Genomic DNA, 23,940 nt, shown 5'->3' with positions numbered 1-23,940 from the left:
CAGAAATGTATCGTAATCGTTACTTTCTATTCCAAAGCCATTTATATCAATTAAATGAGAGTCGAGTGCTTTATTTATATTGCTGTTTTCATCCCGAAAATCACCAATATAACTAGATGGTGACTTCGCTCCAATTTTGTATTTATTAAGATGATCACTTACGAAAGTGATATTTACCAGGCTATTGCTATCAAGAACTGATTTACTCTTTAAGTATGCTTTGGGAAAAAATGATGATAATTTTTACTACTAGCAACTTTCAGCCAGGAATTGTCCAGAATAACTTTTCCGTTATCCTGAAAATCTTTTGGTTCGTGGTAGACCAGTAAGCACAGAATTGCCTTACAATAACTGTTACCAGCACTGAAGTTGGTATCAATTAATGACTGCGGAGAATCTAGATAAACTTTAATATCATTAAAGTCTGGACGTTTATTTTTCAAAATCATATCAATCCGTTTAATATCCTGTGCCAATTTGGACTCCGTCGAGCTGGAATAGCGAGATGACAATGACATTCGCCAAAAAAACTCTTCCAAATACTTGCGTTGGTCAGCTCTTGGTTTTTCATTATTAAAATGGAAAAAATAAGCAAATGGCACTAAAAGAGAGTCATATGGCAATAATTGAGAAACTGGAATGCGATACGTAGTTCTGAAATAGTCGATACTGTCCTTTAGTGCGGAAATAGCAGCATTCCAATTGTCGATAACTTCCTGCTTACCTAATGACAGGATTGTTTTTCGTTTGCACTCCTTGGTGCGACTTAAAATAAGAGAAAGTAAATTTAATATGACTGTGCTGGATACACCTTCGTACTTAATGTCTTTAAGTTCCTTGATAAAGTCATCCCACTTAACTTGCATATCGAAGCACTGTCCCTCGTCATAAGTTTTGGCTGACATAATCTCGAAAAGCGTAAGTGTCTAACCACCAATATTTATTCTTGTAAAAACCTCAATTGCAGAATCAATATCCTCTTTTCTTAGAACTACGGTGGAAAATTCATAGGTTTTGAATGCTGTTGAATATTCATCTATAGTTTCTAGTTCTGCTGGAGTAAACCTAACTGATAGCTCTCTTGCTTTTTTGTAACTAAAGTTTAGTACATCACATAGCGATATGAATTTCAGTCCAGTTGGTTCTGCAGAAATTATTTGATCTTCATTTTTACTAAAATCTATATCAAGATTCACATAAATGTTTTTATAATCTGTTACTTTCTTTTCACCTGATTTTTGGATTTGCGCACCTAAATACGCAGCAAAAAGCGAGGTAATACGTTGCTGACCATCAAGTACATATTGCACTTTTGTGCCATCAGGTGTTTCGGGGATATTTAGGTTTCCTACATTTTTTATATCATTAATACGCTCATTGGTTTGCCAAAGAATAAACGTACCAATTGGGTAGCCTTTGAGAATACTGTCTAACAAATTTGCTGTTTTATCAATACTCCAAACAAAATCGCGTTGAAATTTTGGAATCTTGATAATGCCTTTCTGTATTTCATTAATCAGATCAGAATATTTTTTTGAGTCAGGTTTTGGTTGCTCGAAATTCATTTTATCTCCCTTAGATGACGCTTATATGTACTGTATGTACTTCTCATATAACTGTTATTCTAATGCGGAAGCTTTTTCATCCTTGCTGTTCTGTCAACTCTGATCACCCTTTATAGGCTGAAGTGTTTCCAGTTTCGCAAACTCTCCGTCTGGCACAACACTTAGGTTTTAGCCTCTCCTAATCCGCAGGTCCCTAGTTCGAGTCCAGGCCGGGGAGCCAGATATAGAGCCTTGCAGTAATGCAGGGCTTTTTTATTATCTAAATCATTAACCTAAACCTGTGAGGGTGTACCAGCTTAGAATTTTCCAGTCGCTATCCGATAATGAGTTGGATATCTTGTTAGATATCATTCTTGAGTGTCGTCTTGGAGATCACATCAATAAATTGCCTTGACTACTTTATCGGCAAATTTGATTTTTAGTTGAGCGGGAAGGTTGGCTACCAACGAAATGAATCTTTTGCGGCTAGTGTTATTTCTTCGGCAACTTACGTTACAGTCAGATATTTTGTATATTAAAAAATAGGCTGCAATCCATATGCACAGGAATGCCCCAATAGCTGCAATAACCTCCAGCCCTTCTATCTGATTAGTTCGATACTTGCCCCGCCAAAAGAAGACAAGCCGGTGAATATTCTAATTGTCTCTAATTGACTACTAATATTTAGTATTGAAGTTAATAGGTTAAATATCAATAGTAAATAATGTCCTCAAAAAGTGACATTATTATTCAATAATAATATCTATGATCTATCTAAGTGACTGCTTTTTAATTTTTATTAAAGACTGGCATATGTTTTGCTTATTTAAAAGCACTGGCATAAGGTCAGCTTTCAATTAACTATATTAGGAAATCAATTAATGAAAAATTTAATGAATATGCTAACTTTTGCTTTTGCTTTGGTATCTGTTGTTACTTTGCCGTCATTTGCAAGTGGTACCCCTCAATCGGCAGCAGACTGCCAAAAGACATATGCTGGTGACAAAGACAAAACCCGGGCTTGTATCATCGGCTTGAAAAAATAGTTAGGTGACCTCCGGCAAAGTCGGAGGTTTTTAGATTATATGTAGTGTAATACCCATTCCACTATACCGCGTATCCATCAATACTGAGAGTTCTCCCGATTTTACGTTGTAGATTTGTAGGCTGCTCTCTTCCGATCCAATCCTATGGAACTATTTCAGCATTTTCTTATCTATATTGTCTGTATAGCGCAAGCTATCCCACGTTTCACCTCCCTGAACGTGAAGCCTTAACTTATCCCATTGGTTAAGGTTTTCCCCCTGCTCTTATTAGGTTCAGGGGATTTTTTTGATTTATTGAACTGCCGTAATCGTTTTGGGCTTACTAATTTAATCCTAGCACCGTAGCGTTTATTTATAGCGCAACATTACCATGCTTCGGTTCGATTGAAATCGAGGCGTTCTTCCTACACGATCTACCTTTGATGTGTGTTGAATAGCGCCTCAATGATTACCTTGGATTACCTTGACTGGGTTTAAAGCGTCTTTAGTTTTTTTAATGAGGGTGTAGCTTGGCTATGTGGGATATTAAATTGGAACAATTCATGTTCCCAGTCACCCATAATTGCCACCTCATAGAAACTTACCATGTTCATAAACAATTAAATCAATCGAGAATAAGTAAATAAGGAAAATATATTGTGATCGATCCTCCCAATATCACCGTTTCGAGCTTGGATCTAGCGCGGCTCAACCATTTAATAGATGCGCTGCCGAAAGATTCGCAGCCCGAATTGGACAATCTGCGATATGAATTAGATCGTGCGATGGTAATTGCGCCGGAGAATATCCCGGCGACCGTTGTAACCATGAACTCAACCATTCGCTTTATTATTGAGCCGACGGGAAAGACGTTCGAACTGACCCTATCATATCCCGAGAATGCGTTGGGGAAGCCCAGTCGGATTTCCGTATTGGCGCCGGTCGGTAGCGCTCTGCTGGGGCTAGCGGTCGGTCAGCAGATGGAATGGCCGGTACCCGGAGGCAATACAATAAAAGTACGGGTGCTTGATGTTAGTTACCAACCAGAAAGGTCCGGCGAATATACAAAGTGATGTTCAAGTATATCGATATTAGGTGTACTAGCTCAAACCTGATCTGACAGTTACCGAGTTTTTCGGGTGTCTGTCAGATTAAATTGGGCTTAGATTTTTTCCACTCTGCACCTGTTTCCCAATGAGTAACGTTCCCAACGGCTTTCTGCCATTACAAACCTTGCCCTGATGAGAGTTCTATCGCGATCTGTTAAGACACGCAGCATAGGCAGGTTGTGGCTTGTATAAAATAGCAGTACTTTATCGTTCAGCAGGTCAGCTGCTGTAATCGGTGTTTTAGTCGTTTACAGCTTGCAATTAACGGCCTTCAGTTAGGAATGAAGAGCTGGACTTAACTCTAAAAAATAACTAATGAAATAAAATAATGCGACAAACAATGTCTTAGTTCAAGAATCAAAAATTTGTTAGCAGGACTTCAATAATTCTTGTGCTTCTATAACCGTTTTAGCAGCAAACTCATCATTCATATCAATAAGAATGCCATCCATGAGTTGTTGAACGCGCAGCTTTGATTCTGGATCAAGGCGATAAATTTCTCTAAATGCAGCTATAAATAATAAATTATTTCTTTCGTGGGCGTGTTGAAATTTAATGCGGTGCTCATTTAGCACACTCGTAACTTCTAAGTTTGCCTGTATTGATTTCTTTATGAGATCAGCCAGCTGTAAAACAGCTGTTTGCGCGGTCATGATGTCTCCTCCCTAAATATTGACGTTGCGGAAGGGAAATAATATCGCAATTTAACATTCATCATTTATGTATTTTATAACGAAAAACCCACCCTAGCGGGTTTGGAAAGATGTATGAATGAAGTAAAGTAGAACTATTTTATTTATATGTTAAATTTGACCCTCCCGAGGGGCCAGAGCTACTTTGATCCAGATCCTCCCAATGGTGAGGAGCCCCGTAATGAGCGAGACTTACGGAATCTTGCCAATTGCTTTCTAGCGACCGTATTGCTTCCATGCAGCAATTAGATGTCCTTTTGGTTGCTTAAATAGATTTATTATCCTCCAGTCTATTCTTTAAATTTATAAGAGAGCTGTCTTATTTTTTGCATCAATCATAATCGACTGCACGAGAACATAGCGGTACACAGTAAAAATCAACACAATTTCATATATTTGATTTAGCATTAACTTTTATATAATTCAAGACTTCTGCTAATTAACCCAAATCATTTAGCAGTCAAGTATCGTTCCCTAAGTGAAGCGAGTGAGAGACTGAAAATGGTTTCAAAAATAAATCCCAGCAAGTTAACTTCGAAGATAGCGCTGACGATAGCCGCCTTCGTTGCGCTTTTTATTACTTTCAATTTCTATGTCAATTCCGTAAATAAAATTGATCGTGCGAACGAACAGCGGTTAATGTCATTTCATTTGACAGATCAAATGCGCCAATCAACAGATGATTTGTCCCTGATGGCTAGAATCTACGTAATGAATCCCAATCTCCGCTACAAGAAATACTATCAGAACATACTTGATATCCGAAACGGCAAAATGTTTCGACCGGAGGGATATTTTAATGTTTACTGGGATATGGTATTGGCCAATGCGATATCTGCACCCATAGAAAATGGACCAGGGATTCCCTTTCTGGATTTAATGCGTCAGTCCGGTTTGACCGAGGAAGAGATTGGCAAGCTGAATGAAGCTAAGACAAATTCAGATCTTTTGGCTACAGTGGAATTCGTCGCTATGAAACTAGCTGAGTCCACCGGCCCGGACGCAGAAGATCGTCACACCACAGCACGCCAAATGATAAGTGATGAAAATTATCACAAGGCCAAGGCAAAGATCATGAAGCCCATCAACGAGGTTTATCTTTTGGTAGAAAAGAGAACTGTAGATGCAGTCCATGAAGCTGAATACATTGCCTTTATATCTCGGCTTATATTAATTGTGGTCACACTTTTCGTTACCTTCATGCTCTGGCGAGCTTATGTGTCCTTGCGAGCAACGCTGGGTGGTTCTGCTGACGAAGTACAAACACAAATAACTAGAATCGGTCGTGGTGACTTTTCTATCAGCAGCACGATTAAAGTCGGCATGGAGAACAGCGTAGTTGCTGGCCTGTCAAAAATGCAAAACAAGTTGCAAGCCAATGAGATTGAGCGCAAGCAAGCCGAAGAAGCGCTTCGCATCGCTGCCGTCGCTTTTGAATCACAAGAAAGTTTGATGATCACCGATGCCAACGGGGTAGTGTTGCGAGTCAACAAGGCATTTACAAAGACTACTGGTTATACAGCCGAAGAAGTCATAGGTCAGACTCCAAAACTATTCCAGTCTGACCTATACGATGCTGATTTTTACGATGCGATGTGGGAGACTATCCAGCTGACTGGAACATGGCATGGGGAAGTTTGGGGTAGTCGCAAAAATGGTGAGTTATATCCCAAATGGCTGACCATCTCCGCTGTCCAAGGGGACGACGGAGCGGTCACCCATTATGTCGGAGCAGACATCGACATTACGGAACTAAGTAATGCCCGAATTGCCGCAGAAAAAGCGAATCGTGCAAAATCGGAATTTATTTCCAGCATGAGCCATGAGCTACGCACCCCGCTCAATGCCATCCTCGGTTTCGCCCAATTATTGGAGCATGGTTCACCCGCGCCAACTCCCACTCAAATGATCAGGCTTAAAGAAATTCTTCGTGGTGGATGGTATTTGTTAGACTTGATCAACGAAATCCTTGACCTTGCATTGATCGAGTCCGGCAAGGTGTCGTTGTCACCAGAGCACATGTCGCTGCAAGAAATTCTGCTCGAATGCAAAACCATGATGGAACCGCAAGCGAAACTGCGTGACATCCAATTGAATTTTCCACAACTTGACCATTCACTGTTTGTCTATGCCGACCGCACTCGTGTAAAGCAAGTTTTGATTAATCTACTGTCCAATGCGATTAAATATAACTGCGAGCATGGAACAGTTGAGGTGACATGCAACGCAAATGCCCTAAAGCAGGTTCGCATCAGCATCAAGGATACCGGCGAAGGATTATTTCCGGAAAAACTTGCACAACTGTTCCAGCCATTTAATCGTCTCGGACAAGAATCCAGTTCGGTCGAAGGAACAGGCATCGGCTTGGTGGTGTCCAAGAAATTAATAGAACAGATGGGTGGCAATATCGGTGTGGAAAGCACTGTAGGGGCGGGAAGCGTGTTCTGGTTTGATCTGGCTCTGGCAGAAGAGTTGCAGCTTACAGAGGTTCCCAACGAATCCATAACACATGTAACAAAGGTTTACGATCATTCTAAACAGCGCACTCTGCTCTATGTTGAAGACAACCCCGCTAACTTGGCGCTGGTTGAGCATATCATTGAAGGTCGCCCCGATATTCGCCTGTTGAGCGCAATGAACGGCAATGTCGGAATCGAACTGGCAGGAGCCCACTTACCGGATGTAATATTGATGGATATTAATCTGCCAGGAATCAGTGGTATTGATGCTCTAAGAATTTTACGTAGAGATCCGTTAACGAAACATATTCCCATCATTGCCCTGAGCGCTAATGTCCAACTCCATGATATTGCGAAGGCTATGGAAGCGGGGTTCTTTCGATACCTTACTAAACCCATCGAACTTAATGAGTTTATGTGTGCGATCGATGAAGCGTTCGGATTCACAGAAAAGTCTATTTAAAATAGAAAGCAATTTAGAGGTTTTATACGCTCTCATACAGAATTAAATAATTTGTACTAGCTCAGACCTGATCTGACAGTTACCGAATTTTCGGGTTTCTATCAGATTAAAGGTTGTGGCACATCCCCCTTTGACCGCTGGGTTAACCTATTTTTCTATCAAGGAATGCAATGGCCAGGTATCGCCTGGATCACGGAATGGTTTTAATGGAGCCATTGGTGCAATGTCATGCACCCAAAATATTCACACTTACCATCTACGAGGTATCCAATTACGGTGACATTCTGCCTAGTACCGCTTGCCTTATTTAGCGCCTTCGTGACGTCATCTTGCCCTTTGAGTCTTGTTATACCTTTTGGATTATGAATAAGATGTGTTGAACCTTCCATACAAATACCCATTTCATTATTTTGGGTAATAAGTCCTGAAATAGCTGTACGCATTTGAAGTACCCGTGTCCCATCCTTCAGTACACTCCATGGAAATGTATCACCTGGATCTCTCAGAATTTCGCTTGTCATTTTGAATCTCCTTTAATTATTGGTACCGATAAAGTTATAAACGCCATGATCTCGACGTTATTGACTCGGCAGTTAAATATTGAACTTAATTGATGATGCCAAGTCAGATTGTGCATGGAACGACAAGACGGAAGGACACTCTCGATGCAGGCATTAGCCGAAAGGCGCAGGCGTGCAGTCAGACTTCGGGAAAAAGGGATGCTGGTAAAGGACGTAGCGCGGGAATGTGAACTATCGCGTGGCACGGTCATCGCTGCGCATAAGTCATATTGTCTGGGTGGCTGGGCGGGGATGGCATTAAAACCGCGCGGGCGCTCCCCGGGAGTGGGACGAAGGTTGAATGCTGAACAGGAGAGCGAAGTTCAGAAACTTATTCGCGACAAGACCCCTGACCAGATAAAGATGCCTTACGCCCTGTGGAGTCGCACGGCGGTGATGGAATTGATCGGTCAACGGTTCAAGATAAAGCTGCCTGTCCGGACTGTTGGAACGTATTTAGCGCGCTGGGGATTTACCCCCCAAAAGCCGATAAAGAAAGCTTACGAGCAACGTCCAGTCGAGGTGAAGGCATGGCTCGATAACAGTTATCCGGTGATTGCGGAACGCGCTAAAGTAGAAGGCGCTGAAATCCACTGGGGAGATGAAACTGGATTGCGCAGCGATGACGTGCGCGGACGTTCTTTCGCACCCAAAGGAAAAACACCCGTGGTGCGGGTCAACAGTAAACGCGAGAACGTGGGACTTATCTCTACTGTCACGAACCAAGGCAAGGTCAGGTGGATGGTGCTGAACGGTGCGTTGGATTCAGATCAGCTCATCGCTTTTATGAAGCGGTTAGTGAAAGATGCCAAGCGCAAGGTATTCCTGATTCTGGATAACTTGCGAGTCCACCATGCCAAGCTGGTTAAGGCATGGCTAGCGAAACATCAGGACGAGATTGAATTGTTTTATCTGCCGAGTTACAGCCCTGAGTTGAATCCAGATGAAATGCTGAATGCCGATCTCAAACAGGCAGTGACGACCAAGGCACCTGCGCGAACAAAGGGGCAACTACTCAAGGTGACCACCAGTCACATGCGCAAGCTACAGAAATCACCCGAGCGTGTAAAAAGCTACTTTGAACATGCTCCTGTAAAGTATGCAGCTTAAGTTCAACAATTTATTGCCGGATCAATAATTGCTAACGAGGCTGAGAAAAAACTTACCGATCGGTATAGAAGAAACCTTTCGGCCATATCACTTTCTCTCGATGGCATTTCCGAAACAAATAATAAAAAAGTAACAAAAGATTTGATATAAGCAAATTCTTTATTTTAGGACGGAATCACTACAAATTATATTAAATGTCTACCTTCCAGAACAGCATGGAAGCCAGAGATTACGGCCGTAACTGCCCAGATCCCGAGTTATGTAAATTAGAAAATGGAATTGATAATGTTGGCTAATCGTTGAACGGAAAAGGCACCCTTCTGAAGCAAAAATATACGATGCACGGCCAGCACGGAGACTGCACGGATGTCCGTGCGCCAGGGAGCCATGAGCAGCATGGACTGCGAGAAAAAGCACGGACTACTCACCTATTTTTAACACACATGAATCTGCTGCAATGTGGAACTTGTACGCAAAATCAAAGGAGTGGGTAGGTAGAGCTGATTTTTGGCGGCACTAAAAAATACAAAGGAGAATGCATAATGCTAATTGAACTATCGTACAAAGGTGATGGTTTTTTGTTGCGAAATTTTGTCCCTAGTGATTGGGGAAAACTAGCAGACATAGAGTTTGATGATGAAAATAAGAAATTTTCCAGCAAACCAGTTGATAAAAGTCGCAGTCAATTTAACAACGGAAAAGTTTTTTATATATATTGCGGTGTATGGGCAGCTTGAAGAAATAATTAGGTGGGCTCTGGCAAAAATCGGAGGTTCATTAGGTATGGAGCCACACTCCTTGCGGAGCACAGTTAGATCATGAAGGGTGACTCTGCGTGGTAACAAAACTCTACATACGGAGGACTGATCGTTGAAATTCATGTTGTTCAGCATATTCTCTGTCACTGTGCTGACAGCATTTCCCGCATGCTCAGGAGAGATAGATGCCGCAACTATTATCACTGTGCACAACAAGTGGCGTGCAAAAGTGGGGGTAACTGAAAAGCTTAGTTACTCGCCAACGTTAGCAATGACAGCGCAAGCTTGGGCAGATAATTTGAAGCATAACAATCACTGCCGGATGCAACATAGCAAACCAGATGGTAATTACGGTGAAAACCTATTTTGGGCCAGCGCGAGAAAGTCCTCTGACGGCAGCAAGGATTTTCAAAAGGTATCGCCGGAAAAAGTGGTGAATAGCTGGACTAGCGAGAAGGTGGATTTCGACTACGCCAAAAATCGCTGCAAACCAGGAAAAATGTGTGGACATTACACTCAGGTAGTCTGGCGCAGCACCACGACAGTTGGATGTGGGATGGCAGTGTGCGAAGACAGTCAGGAACAAGTGTGGGTATGCCAGTACCAACCGGCAGGAAATTGGATAGGTAGGAAACCCTATTAAACTTAAAATTTCTTTTGGCAGCGAGTATTGATCAGAACAGGCACTTAGAAACGGTCATAAGCGCTGGCACTTCTTTTCTATTGCGAAGCATCTTTCAACGACCTGCTGCGGATCCAATAGCCGTGGGTGGTAGTAGACTGACGAAGTGGCTTCCCAGAAGAAACTCACGGGAATATTTCAACTGAACGAGCTTTATTTAAACGCGCCGATCAAAACATTCTCATATTTCGTAGACCATCATCAACTTTCCCAGTTCATGCTGTAATCCAAGAATGTCACCCCCGTCGCATAGCGTCACACCACTTCATCACTTAAACTTCATACTGAGGCCGATAAGCTCGGCTTACGTGAACGTAGTGCTGGTATCGTTAAAAATGGCGCTGTACAAGGTATATCCAGGTTGGCGGCTCCCGTTTGCCTCGGTTCATTGATCGGGTTGAGAACATTAACTTAAATCGGAGCGTTAAAAGATAGTGATTATAGCAAGGCTCTTGCTCAATGTTGACTTGCTATGTCCGCGACTAAATAACAATTGTTGTGGTTGAATCTTGAAGCGGCCTAGCATTTATGACCTCAAGTTCCTGTGCATCCTGATATTTTTTTCTATCCACTTCCAGTAGCTTATTAAGCGAATTATGCAATTTATCAGTAGCGCCTTTTGCATCAATCCACCAGTCAGTTGACCATACCCTCTGAATATTCCATCCAAGACCACATAAAATCTGTTCTCGCAATTTATCGCGATCGCGCGCTGTGGCACCGCGGTGGTAGGTGGCACCATCACATTCGATTCCACACAGGAATTCCCCCGGCTTGTCTGGATGGACAATACCCAGGTCTATGCGGTAAGAAGAAACGCCGATCTGAGGAATTACCCGCCAGTGCTTATTGCTGAGCGCGTTCGATACAGCTACTTCAAACAGGGAGTCATAACCGCCAACGGAACCCTGATTTGCGGAGGCCAACGCTCCTGCGCCGCCTTTTGCAAATTCCAGAAAATGCTTGAGGTCGCGCACCCCTATAGACTGAGTTCTTGTTAGGTCAATCTTCTCGGGTTGAAGGGTGGAATAGACAATCATTTCCCGCCTCGCGCGTGTTACCGCTACATTAAGTCGCCGCTCACCGCCATCGCGGTTCATAGGGCCAAAATTAACGCTGACTTTTCCTGTTGCATCAGGACCATAGGTTATAGAAAACAGCATGACATCACGCTCGTCGCCCTGAATATTTTCGATATTCTTGACAAGCACAGGTTCAAGGCAGGTGTCTGAGAAAAACCAGACAAGGTCTGGATACTTGCGTACCTCAGTTTCCACCATGTTTTCGATTAAAGATTGCTGCTCAGAATTGAACGTCACCACACCGATGGAAGGTCGCTCCTTCTTTGGCAACATCTTCCATAGATTAAGCCTAGCTAAGATCTCCTTGGTAATCATAGTAGCTTCGGCCTTGTTTGTCCGTGTATTCCCCTTATCATAAACACCGTTTTTCACTTCAACAAAAGTGTAGTGGTCAAGTAATTTCAGACACCGCAATCGGTTGTTTTGCTACAAACTGTTTTTCATAAGCCAATGGTGCGATATTACCTAAAGCTGAATGCCTTCTTATGCAGTTGTAAAAGCCCGATATAGTCGGTCACATCTTTAATCGCTTCCATCTGATTCGCATACTTGCGCTGCCACACCCGTTCCATCTTCAAGTTCAAGAAGAAGCGTTCCATCACCGCATTATCCCAACAATTCCCTTTGCGACTCATACTGCAAGTAATGCCGTGTTGATTGAGTAACGCTTGATATTCATGGCTTGCGTACTGGCTGCCCCTGTCTGAGTGCAGCATCAATCCTGTTCCAGGTTGGCGTTGCCCAAGCGCCATGCGTAATGCCCGACACACCAGCTCCGCTGGCATGGTGGGACTCATCGCCCAACCAATGAGTTTGCGCGAGTGTAAATCCATCACCGCCGCTAAATACAGCCAACCCGTTTGGGTGCGGATGTAGGTGATGTCAGATGTCCACGCCTGATTCGGGCTGGCTGGGTTGAATTGACGATTCAGCAGGTTATCCGCTACAGGTAAATCATGCTTGCTGTCGGTGGTATTCACAAACTTCTTCTTCCAGACCGGTTTGAGCCCAGCTTCACGCATTAAACGACGCACTTTGTAACGCCCAATAACCATGCCCTGAGCTTTTAATTCATCGACGACACGACGGCTGCCATAGCAGCTTTGATTCGCCAGAAATGCGGCTTTGACCTGCGCACTGGCCACGCAAATGGCTGGCTCTTTGGCGCATTGCCGGGCTGCGTAGTAGCTTGCGCGGCTGACCCGCAATACGCGGCAGGCTTGGACAATGTTGGCCTTCTGTTGCACTTGATCCACTAAGGTGTCAATCATTTCAGTTCGCGGGCAAAGAAGGCCGATGCTTTTTTTAATAGGTCGTTGTCTGAACGCAGTTGACGATTCTCTTGTTCTAATTGGCGAATGCGTTGCAGTTCGGCGGTGAGCGGTTTGCCAATACCCGACTTGCCTTGCTGCTCCGCGCGGTATTGTTTAATCCAACGATTGATCGCCGTGCGGCCAATATTCATGTCTTTGACAACTTGCGCGACGCTCAATCCTTGATCTACTATCATGCGGGCTACTTCGAGTTTGAAGGCGGTTTCGTAATGCTGGCGTTGTTTTGTCATTGCTGCTCCTCTCTAGGTGAATAATAATCCTATCGAGGTGTCCGTTTTCATTAGACCACTACAAATGCCTGGGCGTAAAAGGGTCACTGGTATCAAGACGAGAGGAGCTTTATAGCGCTTAGGATCCTTCATATCCTTCTTCCAAGCTAAAAAGCCAATCGCAAGAAATAGAGTATTTGCGCCGCCTTCTTCGATATCCAGTTTTGCTTGTCTAAAAATCTCAATCAGGGAGGAATCTAATACCGTCTTGCTTAAGAGCGCATAAACAGTGTTTGAGTGCTCGAGTGCCTCATTTACAAACTCATCCGTGAGGCTGGTACCATGCATTCGCATATGGGCTACCTCATCGCGGCCCCCCTCACCACCCGAAATATCAGGCAGAGGCAAGAGCTTTATCTCCTTGCCGTCAGCAAGAATGTCTTCGAGCTTACCGGGCTTTTTGCATAACACCACAATGGCCTTCTTGGACGGCTTAAAATTAAGTAGCTTATTCCGTAGGGAAAGATCCAGCAGTTTACGTTGCCACCGGTTAAGCCTGGTCTGCGGCGTTTCCACAACTACTTCCTGTTCAATGTCGAAACGAGGGAGGGCTGGCGGTTCTTCCATTTCCAGGATAATACCCATGTCATCATTGGAGGCGATTTCCTGCTTCATGAGTTCAGTGGTAGGCATTGGAAAGATGCCCTGTATGCGGGCGCGCTTGAAATCGATCGCCATGGTGAAAGCATCTTCTTGCTCTTCGGATATAGCTTTTTTCGCCTGCTGGATAGCCTGACCAAAACTGGCTGGCGGATGCGTTACGGCAAGCGTGGTCTCGAATATCACCAACTGGTCTAGAGACACGGCTTTACGCACGGCAACCACATCTTCTACGATGGCGGACTTGAACTCAATTGGGGTTATCCAGGCACCTACGAATGCATGTCCTTTGGTCAGAATAGCCACAGGATGCAACCTAACCGCCTCAATAACCGACGCAAAAAGCAACGTGCTATCCAGACAGGTAGCAAGGCCGCTAGTAATTATCTGAGAAGGTGTGCGTACTTTTTGCCCATTTTCTTCGAAGCTTGCAGGCGGGAGGGCATAATCTAGCTTAAGCCCAGCCACAGCGCTCCATATGGCGGACAACATGGACCACACGTTTTCGCTTTGGCCGGAGCCGTACCCATCCAGTGTCAGATCTCTTTTACGAAGAAGCTCGGCTGCTTGCTTTTGAATAGCTTCCACGGTGGGATCATTTGGCTGAACAAAAGCTGCCAAAAGTTCGGGAAGGAAATGCGAGCCCCCCATTCATTACGGGAGAGCACACGCACCCGCTCCTGATGTGACGATAAAATCTCGCCATGATCAGTGGTTAGCGTGAGGCGAATATCAGCATTGATAGCTTCATTGAGTCCGAACAGCATGTTCGCATCATAATCAATGAGAGAGTCCTTAATATGCAATGAGGTTTTGGATTCCAGGCGGTCTAAAATCCAAACCCTCTCCCTAAGAAAGGCGGGATGAGCGCTGATAGTCAAACGGAGATTTTGGTACTGCTCCTCGGAGCTATTTTCAATTCCAAGATCCCTGACAATAGGAACCGCATTCTGGTGCGCTGCAAAATTGACTTTCCCTGGAAAGCTGGCGTGGATGGTGATTGAATGGATAGTGCCGCTCATATTTCCTCCTGTGTGCTAACTCCGATCCATTGTGCGTATATCGCAAGTGGAATGCCGACCTATAAGTTTTTGATATTATTACAGAGTTCTTTGATAAGCAATGCAACAACAAATGGATCTACAAATAAGAATATTAGAACAGACTATCGCGAAAAAATAATGTACACCGTGGTCACCCTGCTAAGCCCTACATAAGGATTGCCTTGGTTGCTCGAGAAATTCTTATGGCGCTCCAGCATATCGAATAGTGGCTTTATAGAAGCACGTCTATTGACCCATGAATTCTATCTGCGACTTAAGGCTAGGTGGTCCGACATGATAATTGTCTTGGAAATAAGGCTGAATCCACGATACTTATAAGAAAGAAGAGGGAAACTCCAACCAACTCGGCGAAGAAAAATAGCATTGTGGATCAGCGTTGGCTATCACTTTCCGCCGATTGCCAACTGGAGTTTCTGCGTAAATGATGAATTTCGATGGCTAGTCATCATCAATCTGGACGTTGCTCGAGTCATTGCGACATAAAGCAAACGCACCTCTTCTTCAGATACGCAATTTTCGTCTGGCATCAATCCTATGTCAGGGATAAAAACGATAGGAAACTCTAGGCCTTTCGATGAGTGTATTGTGATCAGCTTAACTGTATCTTGGTCATCAGTGAACCTCACTTCTTTCTTGCTACTCACTGGAATCCCAGCAGCTTTAAGTTTTCTTTCGAATGTCTGTCCAACTGGATAATAACTGCGATACAAGATGGCCATATCTTTCCAGGGAGTACCGGTGCGATTTTCTTCTTTAAGTTGGCTGATGATCCACATAGATTCTTCATCTAGTGATGGTAAATTTACAAGGGTAGGAGATATGCCATGTCGTCCAGCACTCGTTGGCTGCACAATTGGCATCCCGTCTTCATCTGCATCAACAGGGGATAGCAATTCTTTGGCAAACGAAGCCGCAACGTTCAAAATCTCCTTTGTATTTCGGTAATTTATTTTTAGAATTGTCGTTCGGCCTTGCGCCTGAATCCCAAGACTCTTAAAGCTGAATTTCTGCTTCTTGGTATGTTCGTTATAGATTGTGCATCATCGTATAGCACTAACAATGAGTTGCTTTGGGGGTCTACCATCTGTACGACCAACTTAAGCCACTCCGGGCGGAAGTCGTGTCCCTCGTCAATTAGCACAGCATCATATTGACCTGAGGGAACTTGTTTATTATCGACTGCCCGGATAAGTGTATTTACCATACCGCTGAAGAAATCATTGTCATTGCCGTGATGCTTTGGGAAACTTACGTTGTAGGCACGCAATTGCGAGCTACACCATGAATGAAATGTTTGTACCAACACTTTTGCGTCCAGTCCGTTGGTAGACATCACGTCACGCAACTTCGAAGCAAGTGTATTGTTGTAGCAAAGAATTAGAATTGGCTTGGTGCATACTTGAGCCAAATGCTCCGCCCTGTATCCGTGTAACCAGTCCATGCAATACCGCCAATGATCAGAGCATCATTATTTTTTTCATAGCTCACCCTAATTATTTGTCCAAATTTGCATCTTTAAATCGAATGCGCTTTCTTCATGTTGGTTTTCTCATTGAATACCCCCAATTAATCGATAGCATAAGAAAGCATCAGCGACTCAGATATGGAGCCTTGCAGGGATGTATGGCTTTTTTATGGTCTGAATCATTGGCCTGTGTAGATGCAGCAGTTTAGAGTTTTCCAGTCACCATTCGATAACTTGTTAGATATCTTGTTGGATATCATTTGAGGATCACTTTGACGATCACATCAATAAATCACATTGATTACTTTATCGGCAAATGTGATTTTTAGTTGAGGTTTGGCTTAGGCGGGATGCTCGGTCGCCATAGTACATGCTTGTACAAAGTCAAGTCGTTAGTGGAATTTGGCGCAGAAAAGACTGTCACTGGTTAGCGTAAAACACTTAGCCAATTACCAAATATATATGGCATTGATATTTTTGTTCCAAAAGCGCAGGAGTTTTCTGTTAGATTGCGAAGTTAATGTATTTGCAGTCTCGTGCTACTTGAAATGAGGTAAAGGAGCCATCTAGAACTCAGATTTCGTCATACCTACTCTAAGACAATTTTTAGGAAAGAATTGTGCGAATACTTAAGATCAACCAATTCGATTAATTAAGGAAGGTATATTAACTCTTGCTTGAGTCGTTACATGGCCGCATCCAGTTTTGCAAGCTTTAAATGAGCGATCGGTGGTGATGGAATAGACGATCTCTTTAGGATTGATTTTGCATTCTTTGCAACCTTAAAATGAAGCGATCTTAAGGAATATTAATGAAAATTGTAATTTTAACCGCACCTTTGGTCTGCTTTTTTTTGCTGGCCCCATTCATTACGTACGCGGCGGATATTGATAACATTCTGAATTATAAGTCTCCACCAACTCCATTGAGTGCGGAGATTGTGCAGCCATACTCAATCCAAGACATCATTGCAAAACTGCCCGAATCGATTGATGACAATGGAATATATATACAAAATTACGACAGCATTTTGGGAGAAAACTGGATCAACGATCCTAGATTTGTAGCCTTTGATGAAGGAAATTTTGGAAAATGCGAAGAGTATTACATTCGAATGGAGAACAATTACGGCGGAATTATTTTCAAAAGCACACTAAAATATCTATTTCCAAAAAATGAAGAAATGAAAGCGAGAGCTAGCGAAGATTTACAATCTGCGATGACTTATATTAAGCACCCGGGCAATCTTAACTATGGCAATGGGAAGTGTGAAAACCGGAATAAATATTCTATTAAGCAAACTGAATTACTCAATGCTCTTATTGAAGCTGCACCAATGATTCTTCTAGCAAAGCAACATATGGTTGCAATGGCGCAAGCGGCGAATATACTAAAACAAGATCAAGAAAATGAGAGGGCACGGGTAAAACAGCAATCAGAAGAAAAAGCTGAGGCTGAAAGAGAAGCAATGGAACTTGCTGAGATGAGAGAAAACGAAGAGCGAACTAATAAATTAGAGGTTTGCCGGAATAAAATTACATATAGGCTTTACGAAATATCGACAATCATTGAACATAATCGAGGAATGGCGAATGATGCCTTGAAAGAGATACATCGACAAAAAGAAGGTGAGAAAATCTCAGGGTATATTGATAAGCAGGTGATATATCGGATGGGGAAAATAATTGTTGGAGCGAATAACCTAAATAAAGATAATTTTAAAATGTACAAGAAATTGGGCGGCTCTGCACGACACGTGGAATCGGTAAAAAGTTTGTCCGATCCATGCAAAATGTAAGGTGACTTAATTTGTACTAATTCAGTCCTGATCTGACAGTTACCGAATTTCAAGGGTATCTGTCAGATTAAATTTGGTTTAGATTTTTTACGTACCAACCGGTTTCCCACTAAGTTAATTTTTCAACGGCATACTGCCATTACAAAATATGCCCCTGGCCCCCCTATTCATACAAAACGGTCAACTTACCCCGTAGTCTTATTTTAAATCTGACAAATCCTGTCATTTATCCCGATTGGTTTTTGGAGAAGATATTCATGCGTTCCCTTCAAGTATAAACCCATCTACACCAATCCGCTCAGGGCGAACCATAGTATTTAATATAAGCTTTTCTCCAATCATTAGTCAGCATGTTACGCGCTTTGGATAAAGAAATATTATTCGTACATATCTCTTTATGAAGTCGATTCTCCAGCTTGTCTTTGAGGACAGCATTCCAAGGACTGGAGCCATATGCCTGGGGCCAAAGATTATCCACAACATCTGCTCCGCCAAGCTCTCTGCTGATAAGGTGGTCAATCTCGCACGTTCTTTTTCCCGCGGGAATGCATTGAAGGGTCGTCATACCCTGAATACCCATAAAGTTCGAATACTTATCGTTTCATAGCAGCGGTGACATGCCGCTCATCCTTTCCCCACTTGTCAGATATTTTGTTTACCAAAAGCTGCAATCTTTAAGCATAGGATTGAAACAATTCCTACAATAACTTGCATACGGTCTGTGTACTTTGATGGATACTTGACTCGCAATAGTCTGTAACTTTGATATTTGTTCAAATAGAAAGTAGCTTTGCATTTAGATTGAAAGGTTAACGTATCTATCCTCAAAATGGATGTCCACGCCTGTCATGATGAAAAAAGAATCAGCAAGTGATTAAAATCATTCAGCAAATGCCGACTCAGTCAGTTAGGGACATATCCAGAGGTCGCTCATTTAGCACTTACAGAATAATTATTATATTTCTGATTTATTTTTAGGGGGGGTCATTTTTTGATGCGCCGCGTATATTTAATCCCGCTAAAGCTATTTGCAAAGCAACTAGAGCAAATGCTTCATCATGCCAGCCCCATATTGCCCATAGAGAATTACTCAAAAGAAGACCCCAAAAACCAACTTGACGCTTACGCTTCGTTTGGGATGCAATAAACCAGGAAGCGCCTAAGGTAACAATCATTGCAGGCCACTGAAGCCAATCAATGTATTCCATCTTGTATTCCATCCTCATTAAAGTAGACAATAGAAAAATTAATCATGATCCAAAGGCCTACAGGATAGCAAGTCGAGAAACTATTTTGATGTTTGTCCAGTTACCGCTCTCTGCGCCCATGTCGAGAGCGGTTTTTTTATCCCTCAGCTTTCACTGGCCATAATTAGCTGATCCAAAATCTCGATACACAACCCAAGTCAGCACGCATAACTACCTTGCCTTATTCATCCGCTCACAGCGGCTAACAGCATAATCCAATTTTTGGGCAGAGTTTTGCTAATGCGACATAGACATTGAGAACATTGACTATTCGAAGCGAAATAAAGTGTCGGCCAATTTTACAGTTATATAATCTAATGGCTTCATAAATTTATTTTGAGTAATGTCATTTAACATTTATTTTATTTATTACAGCCAGATAGTTATATTTTATATATAGGCATGATTTATGCTTTACATAAAATTTGGCGGATAACGATTATCTATAATCCTGTCGGACTTTGCTCGTGACAAATTGGTCACATATGATGCGCAGTTCATATATTTTAATATATTTATATAATTAAATCAATATATTATCTGTATAATAAACCAGAATTCGACAGCCTGCCAGGTAACAATTTTTGTTTCACCATCATTTATTGATTTATTTTAAACTCTACCTATCTTCTGGAGATATATCAGGAATAATTCTAAAAGTGTTTTTCCATTGAAGCTAGCCAAAAACCTTGGTGCTGTTGCTCTAGCAGTGACCTTGGGTATCTGTGTAACAACAGCCATTGCGGGGCCTGTCATGTATGTGGACGATAGCGCCGGAAATCTGGCGACCATTGATGTTGCTACGGGAAATGTCACTTTAATCGGCAATATGGGTGTGCAGATGACCGACATTGCCTTCGACCCGTCTGGCAGCTTATTCGGCCTCTCTTTCACAAGCCTGTATTCAATTAATTCAACAACGGCAGCGGTCACATTCATTGGAAATCATTCAATTGCAGGTGGAAATGCTCTCGTTTTTGGGACAAATGGTACGCTTTACGGAGCCGGCAATTCCACTTCATCGCTCTTTTCAATCAACACGTCAACAGGGGTCGGCACCAGCCTTGGCAACATGGGGTTTTTTTCAGGGGGTGATTTAGCGTTCAACGCCGGTAATTTTTATTTGGCGTCCACTTTTAACGAACTCATTAAGATTGATTTGAGCAATCTCTCTAACACATCATCCGTGGGTGGGTTCGGTGTCGGTGGTGTTTTCGGACTTGCAACAGGCAGTGACAATCTTCTCTACGCCGTTGCTGACACGACGGTTTACACTGTTAATACTGCCACAGGAGCTGCAATTAGTCCGGTAAACTATGCCGGTCAAGGTTTAGGGACTGCTTTCGGGCAGAGCTTTTTCACTGAGGCTAAGCCAGTACCAGAACCAGGAACACTAGCGCTACTCGGTCTTGGTTTGGCCAGTTTTGGGGCAATTCGTCGCCGCAAGACTACCTGATCACACTATCCACTCACAAACAGGGCTCTGTCGCATTAACTGAATAGGGCCGGATTATTGTGAGCTTATCAAGCGCACAGTAGATCTGGATGCAATTAGCCCCCTAGTGCGTAAAATTGATCTGCAAAGGATGTCTGTACCGCTTTTGTGGCGGTCATCTGTCCTTTGTTGATTTAGCTGGCAGGCTTCCCCTGGAGTTGGCGCAGTCTCGGCTTGGGGATGCCCTTTATCCATCCGCCACCCCGAACGGCGTGCCTTAGATGATTCTGAGACATTCTGGGACATTCTGGCGCAATTTCAGTGTAGGGGTGCACCCCCTACCCATCCGCTGCCCCGAACGGCATGCCTCAGGTGATTCTGGGACATTCTCGGCCAGCCTGCTGCTCCGGTTCCACTAGACCGGCGTCAATGCCATGAGAGGCGCTCAGTGCCAGCTCAGTAAAATTTGTCAATAATTTATTGTTTTTGATCAAAATTCAGTAAAGCAGCACAATTTCGAGCCCTTCAGGTTCGGCCCTGGTTCGGTTCACGCGAAGCTGACCGTTGCCTAGTAAAAATTCTGTTCCGATTCTTCAGCTTTGGATGCATAAATCTCTGAGTGGCTGCTCCTGTTAATCCGCAGGTCCCTGGTTCGAGTCCAGGTCGGGGAGCCAAATATAGAGCCTTGCAGTGATGCAGGGCTTTTTTATTATCTAAATCATTAACCTGTGCGAGTGCAGCAGCTTAGAATTTTCCAGCCACCTTTCAATTACATTTTTGATATCTTGCCGGATATTCATTTTGAGTTTCGCCTTGAAGATCACATCAATCAATTAGCTTGATTACTTTATCGGCATCATTAATTTTTAATTGAAGATGTGAATTAGCTAAGCCCACCAAGTCAAAGCAGGTATAGCAAAGAACTTATTGATCCGGCACAAATTATTCATGAAGCCGCGTAGGCGACTTTTGGGTCGCGGAAATAACGGCGCACGCGTTCGGGGTTTTGCTCAAGCATGGTCATGTGATCAGTCGCAGCAGCTCTGAGTTTTGCCTTGGTGCGCACTGGCACCTTTGAAGTGATGACGTGCTTGAGATCCGCATTCAGTCTTTCTTCGGGGTTGAGTTCAGGGCTGTAGCTGGGCAAGTAGAACAACTCGATTTTCTGTGCGTTCTCGGCAGCCCAAGCCTTTACAGGTTTGCTGTGATGAACTCTCAAGTTGTCCAGTATCAGAAACACCTTGCGGTCTGTATCCTTGATGAGCGCCTCCAGAAATTCAATGAGCTTGTCGGAGTTAAATGCCTCATCAATAATCATCCAGCGCGTTTTACCCTGATTGGTTACCGTCGCAATCATCGATAGCTTGTGGCGCGTGCCGCCTACTGCGAACGTCACAGGTGTCTTGCCCACCGGCGCATAGCTCCTGCCTCTGACATCCGTGTTGACTAGCGCCGTCTCGTCGCCCCAGTGAATTTCCGCACCTTCTGTTTTTGCTCTGGCTTCAATGGCCGGATATTGTTCATCAAGCCAAGCCTGGACGGCTTCAGGCCGCTGCTCGTATGCTTTTTTAATGGGTTTTTGTGGTGTAAAACCCCAACGTGCCAAGTAGTTGCCTACTGCCCGAATAGACAGCTTGATACCGTGCGCCAGCTCAATGTGCTGGCGCACAGCGGGCCTGCTCCATAGCGCAAAATCCATCTTGAGTTGTTCGGGGCGTCTGTCGCAGATGGTTTGTTGAATCGCCAGCTCTTGGCTAACCGTCAAGCGACGTCCACTGCCAGGTTTTTTACCCCGAACGCCGGGCTTGAGTGCCCCCGAACCTTCAGCCTTATACAACCGCAGCGCCGTATTGACTGCCGTCCAGCTCAGTCCCGTTTGCACCACGATCTCCATCACCGCCACACCTTTGCGGTGCATACGAATGACTTGCTTGCGTCGTTCATGCAGTACTTCTCGCGACTGCTTGCGGGCATCTTCTTTTTCCATACTCCATAGACATCGAAAACCAATAAAAATTCATTTATAAATCGTGCCGGGTCTATAGACCGTATGTTTGAATGTTTCCTAAATAACTTGACGCCTTAATAACCAACAGCAATAACTTTGAAATGATAGATGATATAACCGGAATTTATTAAATAGGAGAGCAAGACAGCTATTTGTCTACAGCTCGGTTGACACTTTTCAAAATTGCATCAACGCCCAAGGCCTACAGCAACTGCCCTTCCAACACATTGTTTCATTGCGAAACAGAATTACCCTCTAAGACGCTAAAAATATCACCAATTCTTTCATCTGGAATACCTTGTGATTCCAAGCATTTATCCATTACTGAAGTTCTTTCATAAGCGCTATAAAACGGGTTTTTTGCTAGTTGTCCAGTCATAATATTTGCAACCTCGTTTTCGCAGGTTGTTATTATCTTTTTTTCTTCAACGCTTAATGGTGGATTTAGAGTAGGCAGTTGAGGAGGGAAGGTAGATGTAGCACAGCCACTCAATAAAGCGGTGATGAGGAATGGGTATGATTTCATTATTTAGATAGATTAATGGTTATTAATTTCACAACATAATTGTTTTTGTTTCACGACTATAACAAAGTACCACTATCTGCTTTCTGAGTGTCTATTCCAATTGTAAAAGTTCCCCGTCAAGCCCATCAAATCTTCATATTTCTGATAGTTGACGAACGAACTGTATAGGTTTTAGATCAGACCTAACTCATTTACTAAGCTATTGGCAATTACTATAAGTAACAATTATAAATAAATTATTGTTTTTGTTGACTCATCTGTTAATCCGCAGGTCCCTGGTTCGATTCAGGTCGGGGAGCCAGATACAGAGCCTTGCAGTGATGCAGGGCTTTTTTATTAGCTAAATTATTAACCTATACCTGTGAGATGCAGCAGCTAGAATTCTCCAGTCGCCATCCGATTATGAATTGGATATCTTATTGGATATCATTTTGAGTATCGTCTTGGATATTCATTTTGAGCAACATGCTTATATACTGCATCAATGATTACCTGGATTACCTGGATTACCTGGATTACCTGGATTACTTTATCGGCAAATTTGATTTTTAGTTGAGGGGGCAGTTCAAAGTTCATGAACCACTAATTACAAGTCGTTCAATACATAGCAAAGCCTGATCAAGCAGCAATTGATCCAAACTTCCCTGCTATGCTGAAAAGAGAAGATTTGTATGATGCTGCACAGAAAATGTTGAGGGTATTAGTTACCC

General features: G+C 43.2%; 20 protein-coding genes and 2 pseudogenes. 8 read left to right on the top strand and 14 right to left on the bottom strand.

Annotation, left to right across the window (positions count from 1 at the left end):
• Positions 1–209: 209 nt before the first annotated feature.
• Together MKZ32_RS09160 and MKZ32_RS09155 are read right to left on the bottom strand one after the other, a co-directional pair.
• Positions 210–905 carry a hypothetical protein gene (locus tag MKZ32_RS09160; protein WP_239796991.1) on the bottom strand — a complete coding sequence of 232 codons (696 nt, stop codon included), beginning with the start codon at positions 903–905 and terminating at the stop codon, positions 210–212.
• A 21-nt stretch (positions 906–926) separates the two neighbouring features.
• Positions 927–1,565 (bottom strand): GmrSD restriction endonuclease domain-containing protein, encoded by a 639-nt coding sequence (locus tag MKZ32_RS09155; RefSeq protein ID WP_239796990.1) that lies wholly within the window; start codon positions 1,563–1,565, stop codon positions 927–929.
• Positions 1,566–2,425: 860 nt separating this feature from the next.
• Between MKZ32_RS09155 and MKZ32_RS09150 the strand changes: the two genes are divergently transcribed.
• Together MKZ32_RS09150 and rnk are read left to right on the top strand one after the other, a co-directional pair.
• Complete coding sequence (locus tag MKZ32_RS09150) at positions 2,426–2,590, top strand: hypothetical protein (protein ID WP_239796989.1); 165 nt, start codon at positions 2,426–2,428, stop codon at positions 2,588–2,590.
• Between the two features lie 638 nt (positions 2,591–3,228).
• Positions 3,229–3,642: a nucleoside diphosphate kinase regulator gene (gene rnk, locus MKZ32_RS09145; RefSeq protein ID WP_239796988.1), complete on the top strand. Its 414-nt coding sequence runs from the start codon at positions 3,229–3,231 to the stop codon at positions 3,640–3,642.
• Positions 3,643–3,720: 78 nt separating this feature from the next.
• Here rnk and MKZ32_RS09140 read toward each other — a convergent pair.
• A pseudogene (locus tag MKZ32_RS09140) lies at positions 3,721–3,926 on the bottom strand (hypothetical protein); the annotation flags it as partial.
• 120 nt (positions 3,927–4,046) lie between these two features.
• Entirely contained in the window at positions 4,047–4,331 is a 285-nt protein-coding gene (locus MKZ32_RS09135; protein WP_239796987.1) for a hypothetical protein, read from the bottom strand.
• 750 nt (positions 4,332–5,081) lie between these two features.
• Here MKZ32_RS09135 and MKZ32_RS09130 point away from each other — a divergent pair.
• On the top strand, positions 5,082–7,292 hold the full coding sequence (locus MKZ32_RS09130; RefSeq protein WP_239796986.1) for a PAS domain-containing hybrid sensor histidine kinase/response regulator: 2,211 nt from the start codon (positions 5,082–5,084) through the stop codon (positions 7,290–7,292).
• Between the two features lie 203 nt (positions 7,293–7,495).
• Here MKZ32_RS09130 and MKZ32_RS09125 read toward each other — a convergent pair whose 3' ends face one another.
• Complete coding sequence (locus MKZ32_RS09125; RefSeq protein ID WP_239796985.1) at positions 7,496–7,813, bottom strand: hypothetical protein; 318 nt, start codon at positions 7,811–7,813, stop codon at positions 7,496–7,498.
• Positions 7,814–7,927: 114 nt separating this feature from the next.
• On the opposite strand from MKZ32_RS09125, the gene MKZ32_RS09120 reads away from it, so the two are divergent.
• The 3 genes from MKZ32_RS09120 to MKZ32_RS09110 all read left to right on the top strand — a co-directional run bounded on the left by MKZ32_RS09120 (position 7,928) and on the right by MKZ32_RS09110 (position 10,363).
• On the top strand, positions 7,928–8,962 hold the full coding sequence (locus MKZ32_RS09120) for an IS630 family transposase (RefSeq protein ID WP_239796984.1): 1,035 nt from the start codon (positions 7,928–7,930) through the stop codon (positions 8,960–8,962).
• A 542-nt stretch (positions 8,963–9,504) separates the two neighbouring features.
• The gene (locus tag MKZ32_RS09115; RefSeq protein WP_239796983.1) at positions 9,505–9,699 is read left to right on the top strand and encodes a hypothetical protein; all 195 of its coding nucleotides are present in this window, start codon (positions 9,505–9,507) and stop codon (positions 9,697–9,699) included.
• Positions 9,700–9,841: 142 nt separating this feature from the next.
• Positions 9,842–10,363 carry a CAP domain-containing protein gene (locus tag MKZ32_RS09110; RefSeq protein WP_239796982.1) on the top strand — a complete coding sequence of 174 codons (522 nt, stop codon included), beginning with the start codon at positions 9,842–9,844 and terminating at the stop codon, positions 10,361–10,363.
• 521 nt (positions 10,364–10,884) lie between these two features.
• On the opposite strand, the gene MKZ32_RS09105 is transcribed toward MKZ32_RS09110, so the two are convergent.
• The 6 genes and pseudogenes from MKZ32_RS09105 to MKZ32_RS09080 form a co-directional block, all read right to left on the bottom strand.
• Entirely contained in the window at positions 10,885–11,898 is a 1,014-nt protein-coding gene (locus MKZ32_RS09105) for an AAA domain-containing protein (protein WP_275584283.1), read from the bottom strand.
• Positions 11,876–13,048: pseudogene (locus MKZ32_RS09100) on the bottom strand (IS3 family transposase). Before MKZ32_RS09100 ends, MKZ32_RS09105 begins: the two are co-directional and overlap by 23 nt.
• Positions 13,049–13,060: 12 nt before the next feature.
• Complete coding sequence (locus tag MKZ32_RS09095) at positions 13,061–14,275, bottom strand: DUF4011 domain-containing protein (RefSeq protein WP_239796980.1); 1,215 nt, start codon at positions 14,273–14,275, stop codon at positions 13,061–13,063.
• The gene (locus MKZ32_RS09090) at positions 14,224–14,709 is read right to left on the bottom strand and encodes a hypothetical protein (protein ID WP_239796979.1); all 486 of its coding nucleotides are present in this window, start codon (positions 14,707–14,709) and stop codon (positions 14,224–14,226) included. Before MKZ32_RS09090 ends, MKZ32_RS09095 begins: the two co-directional genes overlap by 52 nt.
• Before the next feature lie 425 nt (positions 14,710–15,134).
• Complete coding sequence (locus tag MKZ32_RS09085) at positions 15,135–15,674, bottom strand: 3'-5' exonuclease (RefSeq protein WP_239796978.1); 540 nt, start codon at positions 15,672–15,674, stop codon at positions 15,135–15,137.
• A 29-nt stretch (positions 15,675–15,703) separates the two neighbouring features.
• A complete protein-coding gene (locus tag MKZ32_RS09080; protein WP_239796977.1) occupies positions 15,704–16,192 on the bottom strand; it encodes a DEAD/DEAH box helicase in 489 nt (162 codons plus the stop codon).
• 835 nt (positions 16,193–17,027) lie between these two features.
• Here MKZ32_RS09080 and MKZ32_RS09075 point away from each other — a divergent pair.
• Positions 17,028–18,014, top strand: coding sequence for a hypothetical protein (locus tag MKZ32_RS09075; RefSeq protein WP_239796976.1), 987 nt, complete (start codon positions 17,028–17,030; stop codon positions 18,012–18,014).
• A gap of 974 nt (positions 18,015–18,988) precedes the next feature.
• Here MKZ32_RS09075 and MKZ32_RS09070 read toward each other — a convergent pair.
• Positions 18,989–19,222 (bottom strand): hypothetical protein, encoded by a 234-nt coding sequence (locus MKZ32_RS09070; RefSeq protein WP_239796975.1) that lies wholly within the window; start codon positions 19,220–19,222, stop codon positions 18,989–18,991.
• Between the two features lie 709 nt (positions 19,223–19,931).
• On the opposite strand from MKZ32_RS09070, the gene MKZ32_RS09065 reads away from it, so the two are divergent.
• Positions 19,932–20,717, top strand: a complete 786-nt coding sequence (locus tag MKZ32_RS09065; protein WP_239796974.1) for a PEP-CTERM sorting domain-containing protein — start codon at positions 19,932–19,934, stop codon at positions 20,715–20,717.
• Between the two features lie 925 nt (positions 20,718–21,642).
• Here MKZ32_RS09065 and MKZ32_RS09060 read toward each other — a convergent pair.
• Both MKZ32_RS09060 and MKZ32_RS09055 read right to left on the bottom strand, forming a co-directional pair.
• On the bottom strand, positions 21,643–22,683 hold the full coding sequence (locus tag MKZ32_RS09060; protein WP_239796053.1) for an IS630 family transposase: 1,041 nt from the start codon (positions 22,681–22,683) through the stop codon (positions 21,643–21,645).
• A gap of 253 nt (positions 22,684–22,936) precedes the next feature.
• The gene (locus MKZ32_RS09055) at positions 22,937–23,230 is read right to left on the bottom strand and encodes a hypothetical protein (protein ID WP_239796969.1); all 294 of its coding nucleotides are present in this window, start codon (positions 23,228–23,230) and stop codon (positions 22,937–22,939) included.
• Positions 23,231–23,940: the final 710 nt, after the last annotated feature.

Origin of the sequence: Candidatus Nitrotoga arctica, from assembly GCF_918378365.1 — a bacterium.
Classification (GTDB): domain Bacteria; phylum Pseudomonadota; class Gammaproteobacteria; order Burkholderiales; family Gallionellaceae; genus Nitrotoga; species Nitrotoga arctica.
The sequence above is the reverse complement of the archived record's forward strand: the minus strand, read 5'-3'. Positions and strand labels throughout refer to the sequence as shown.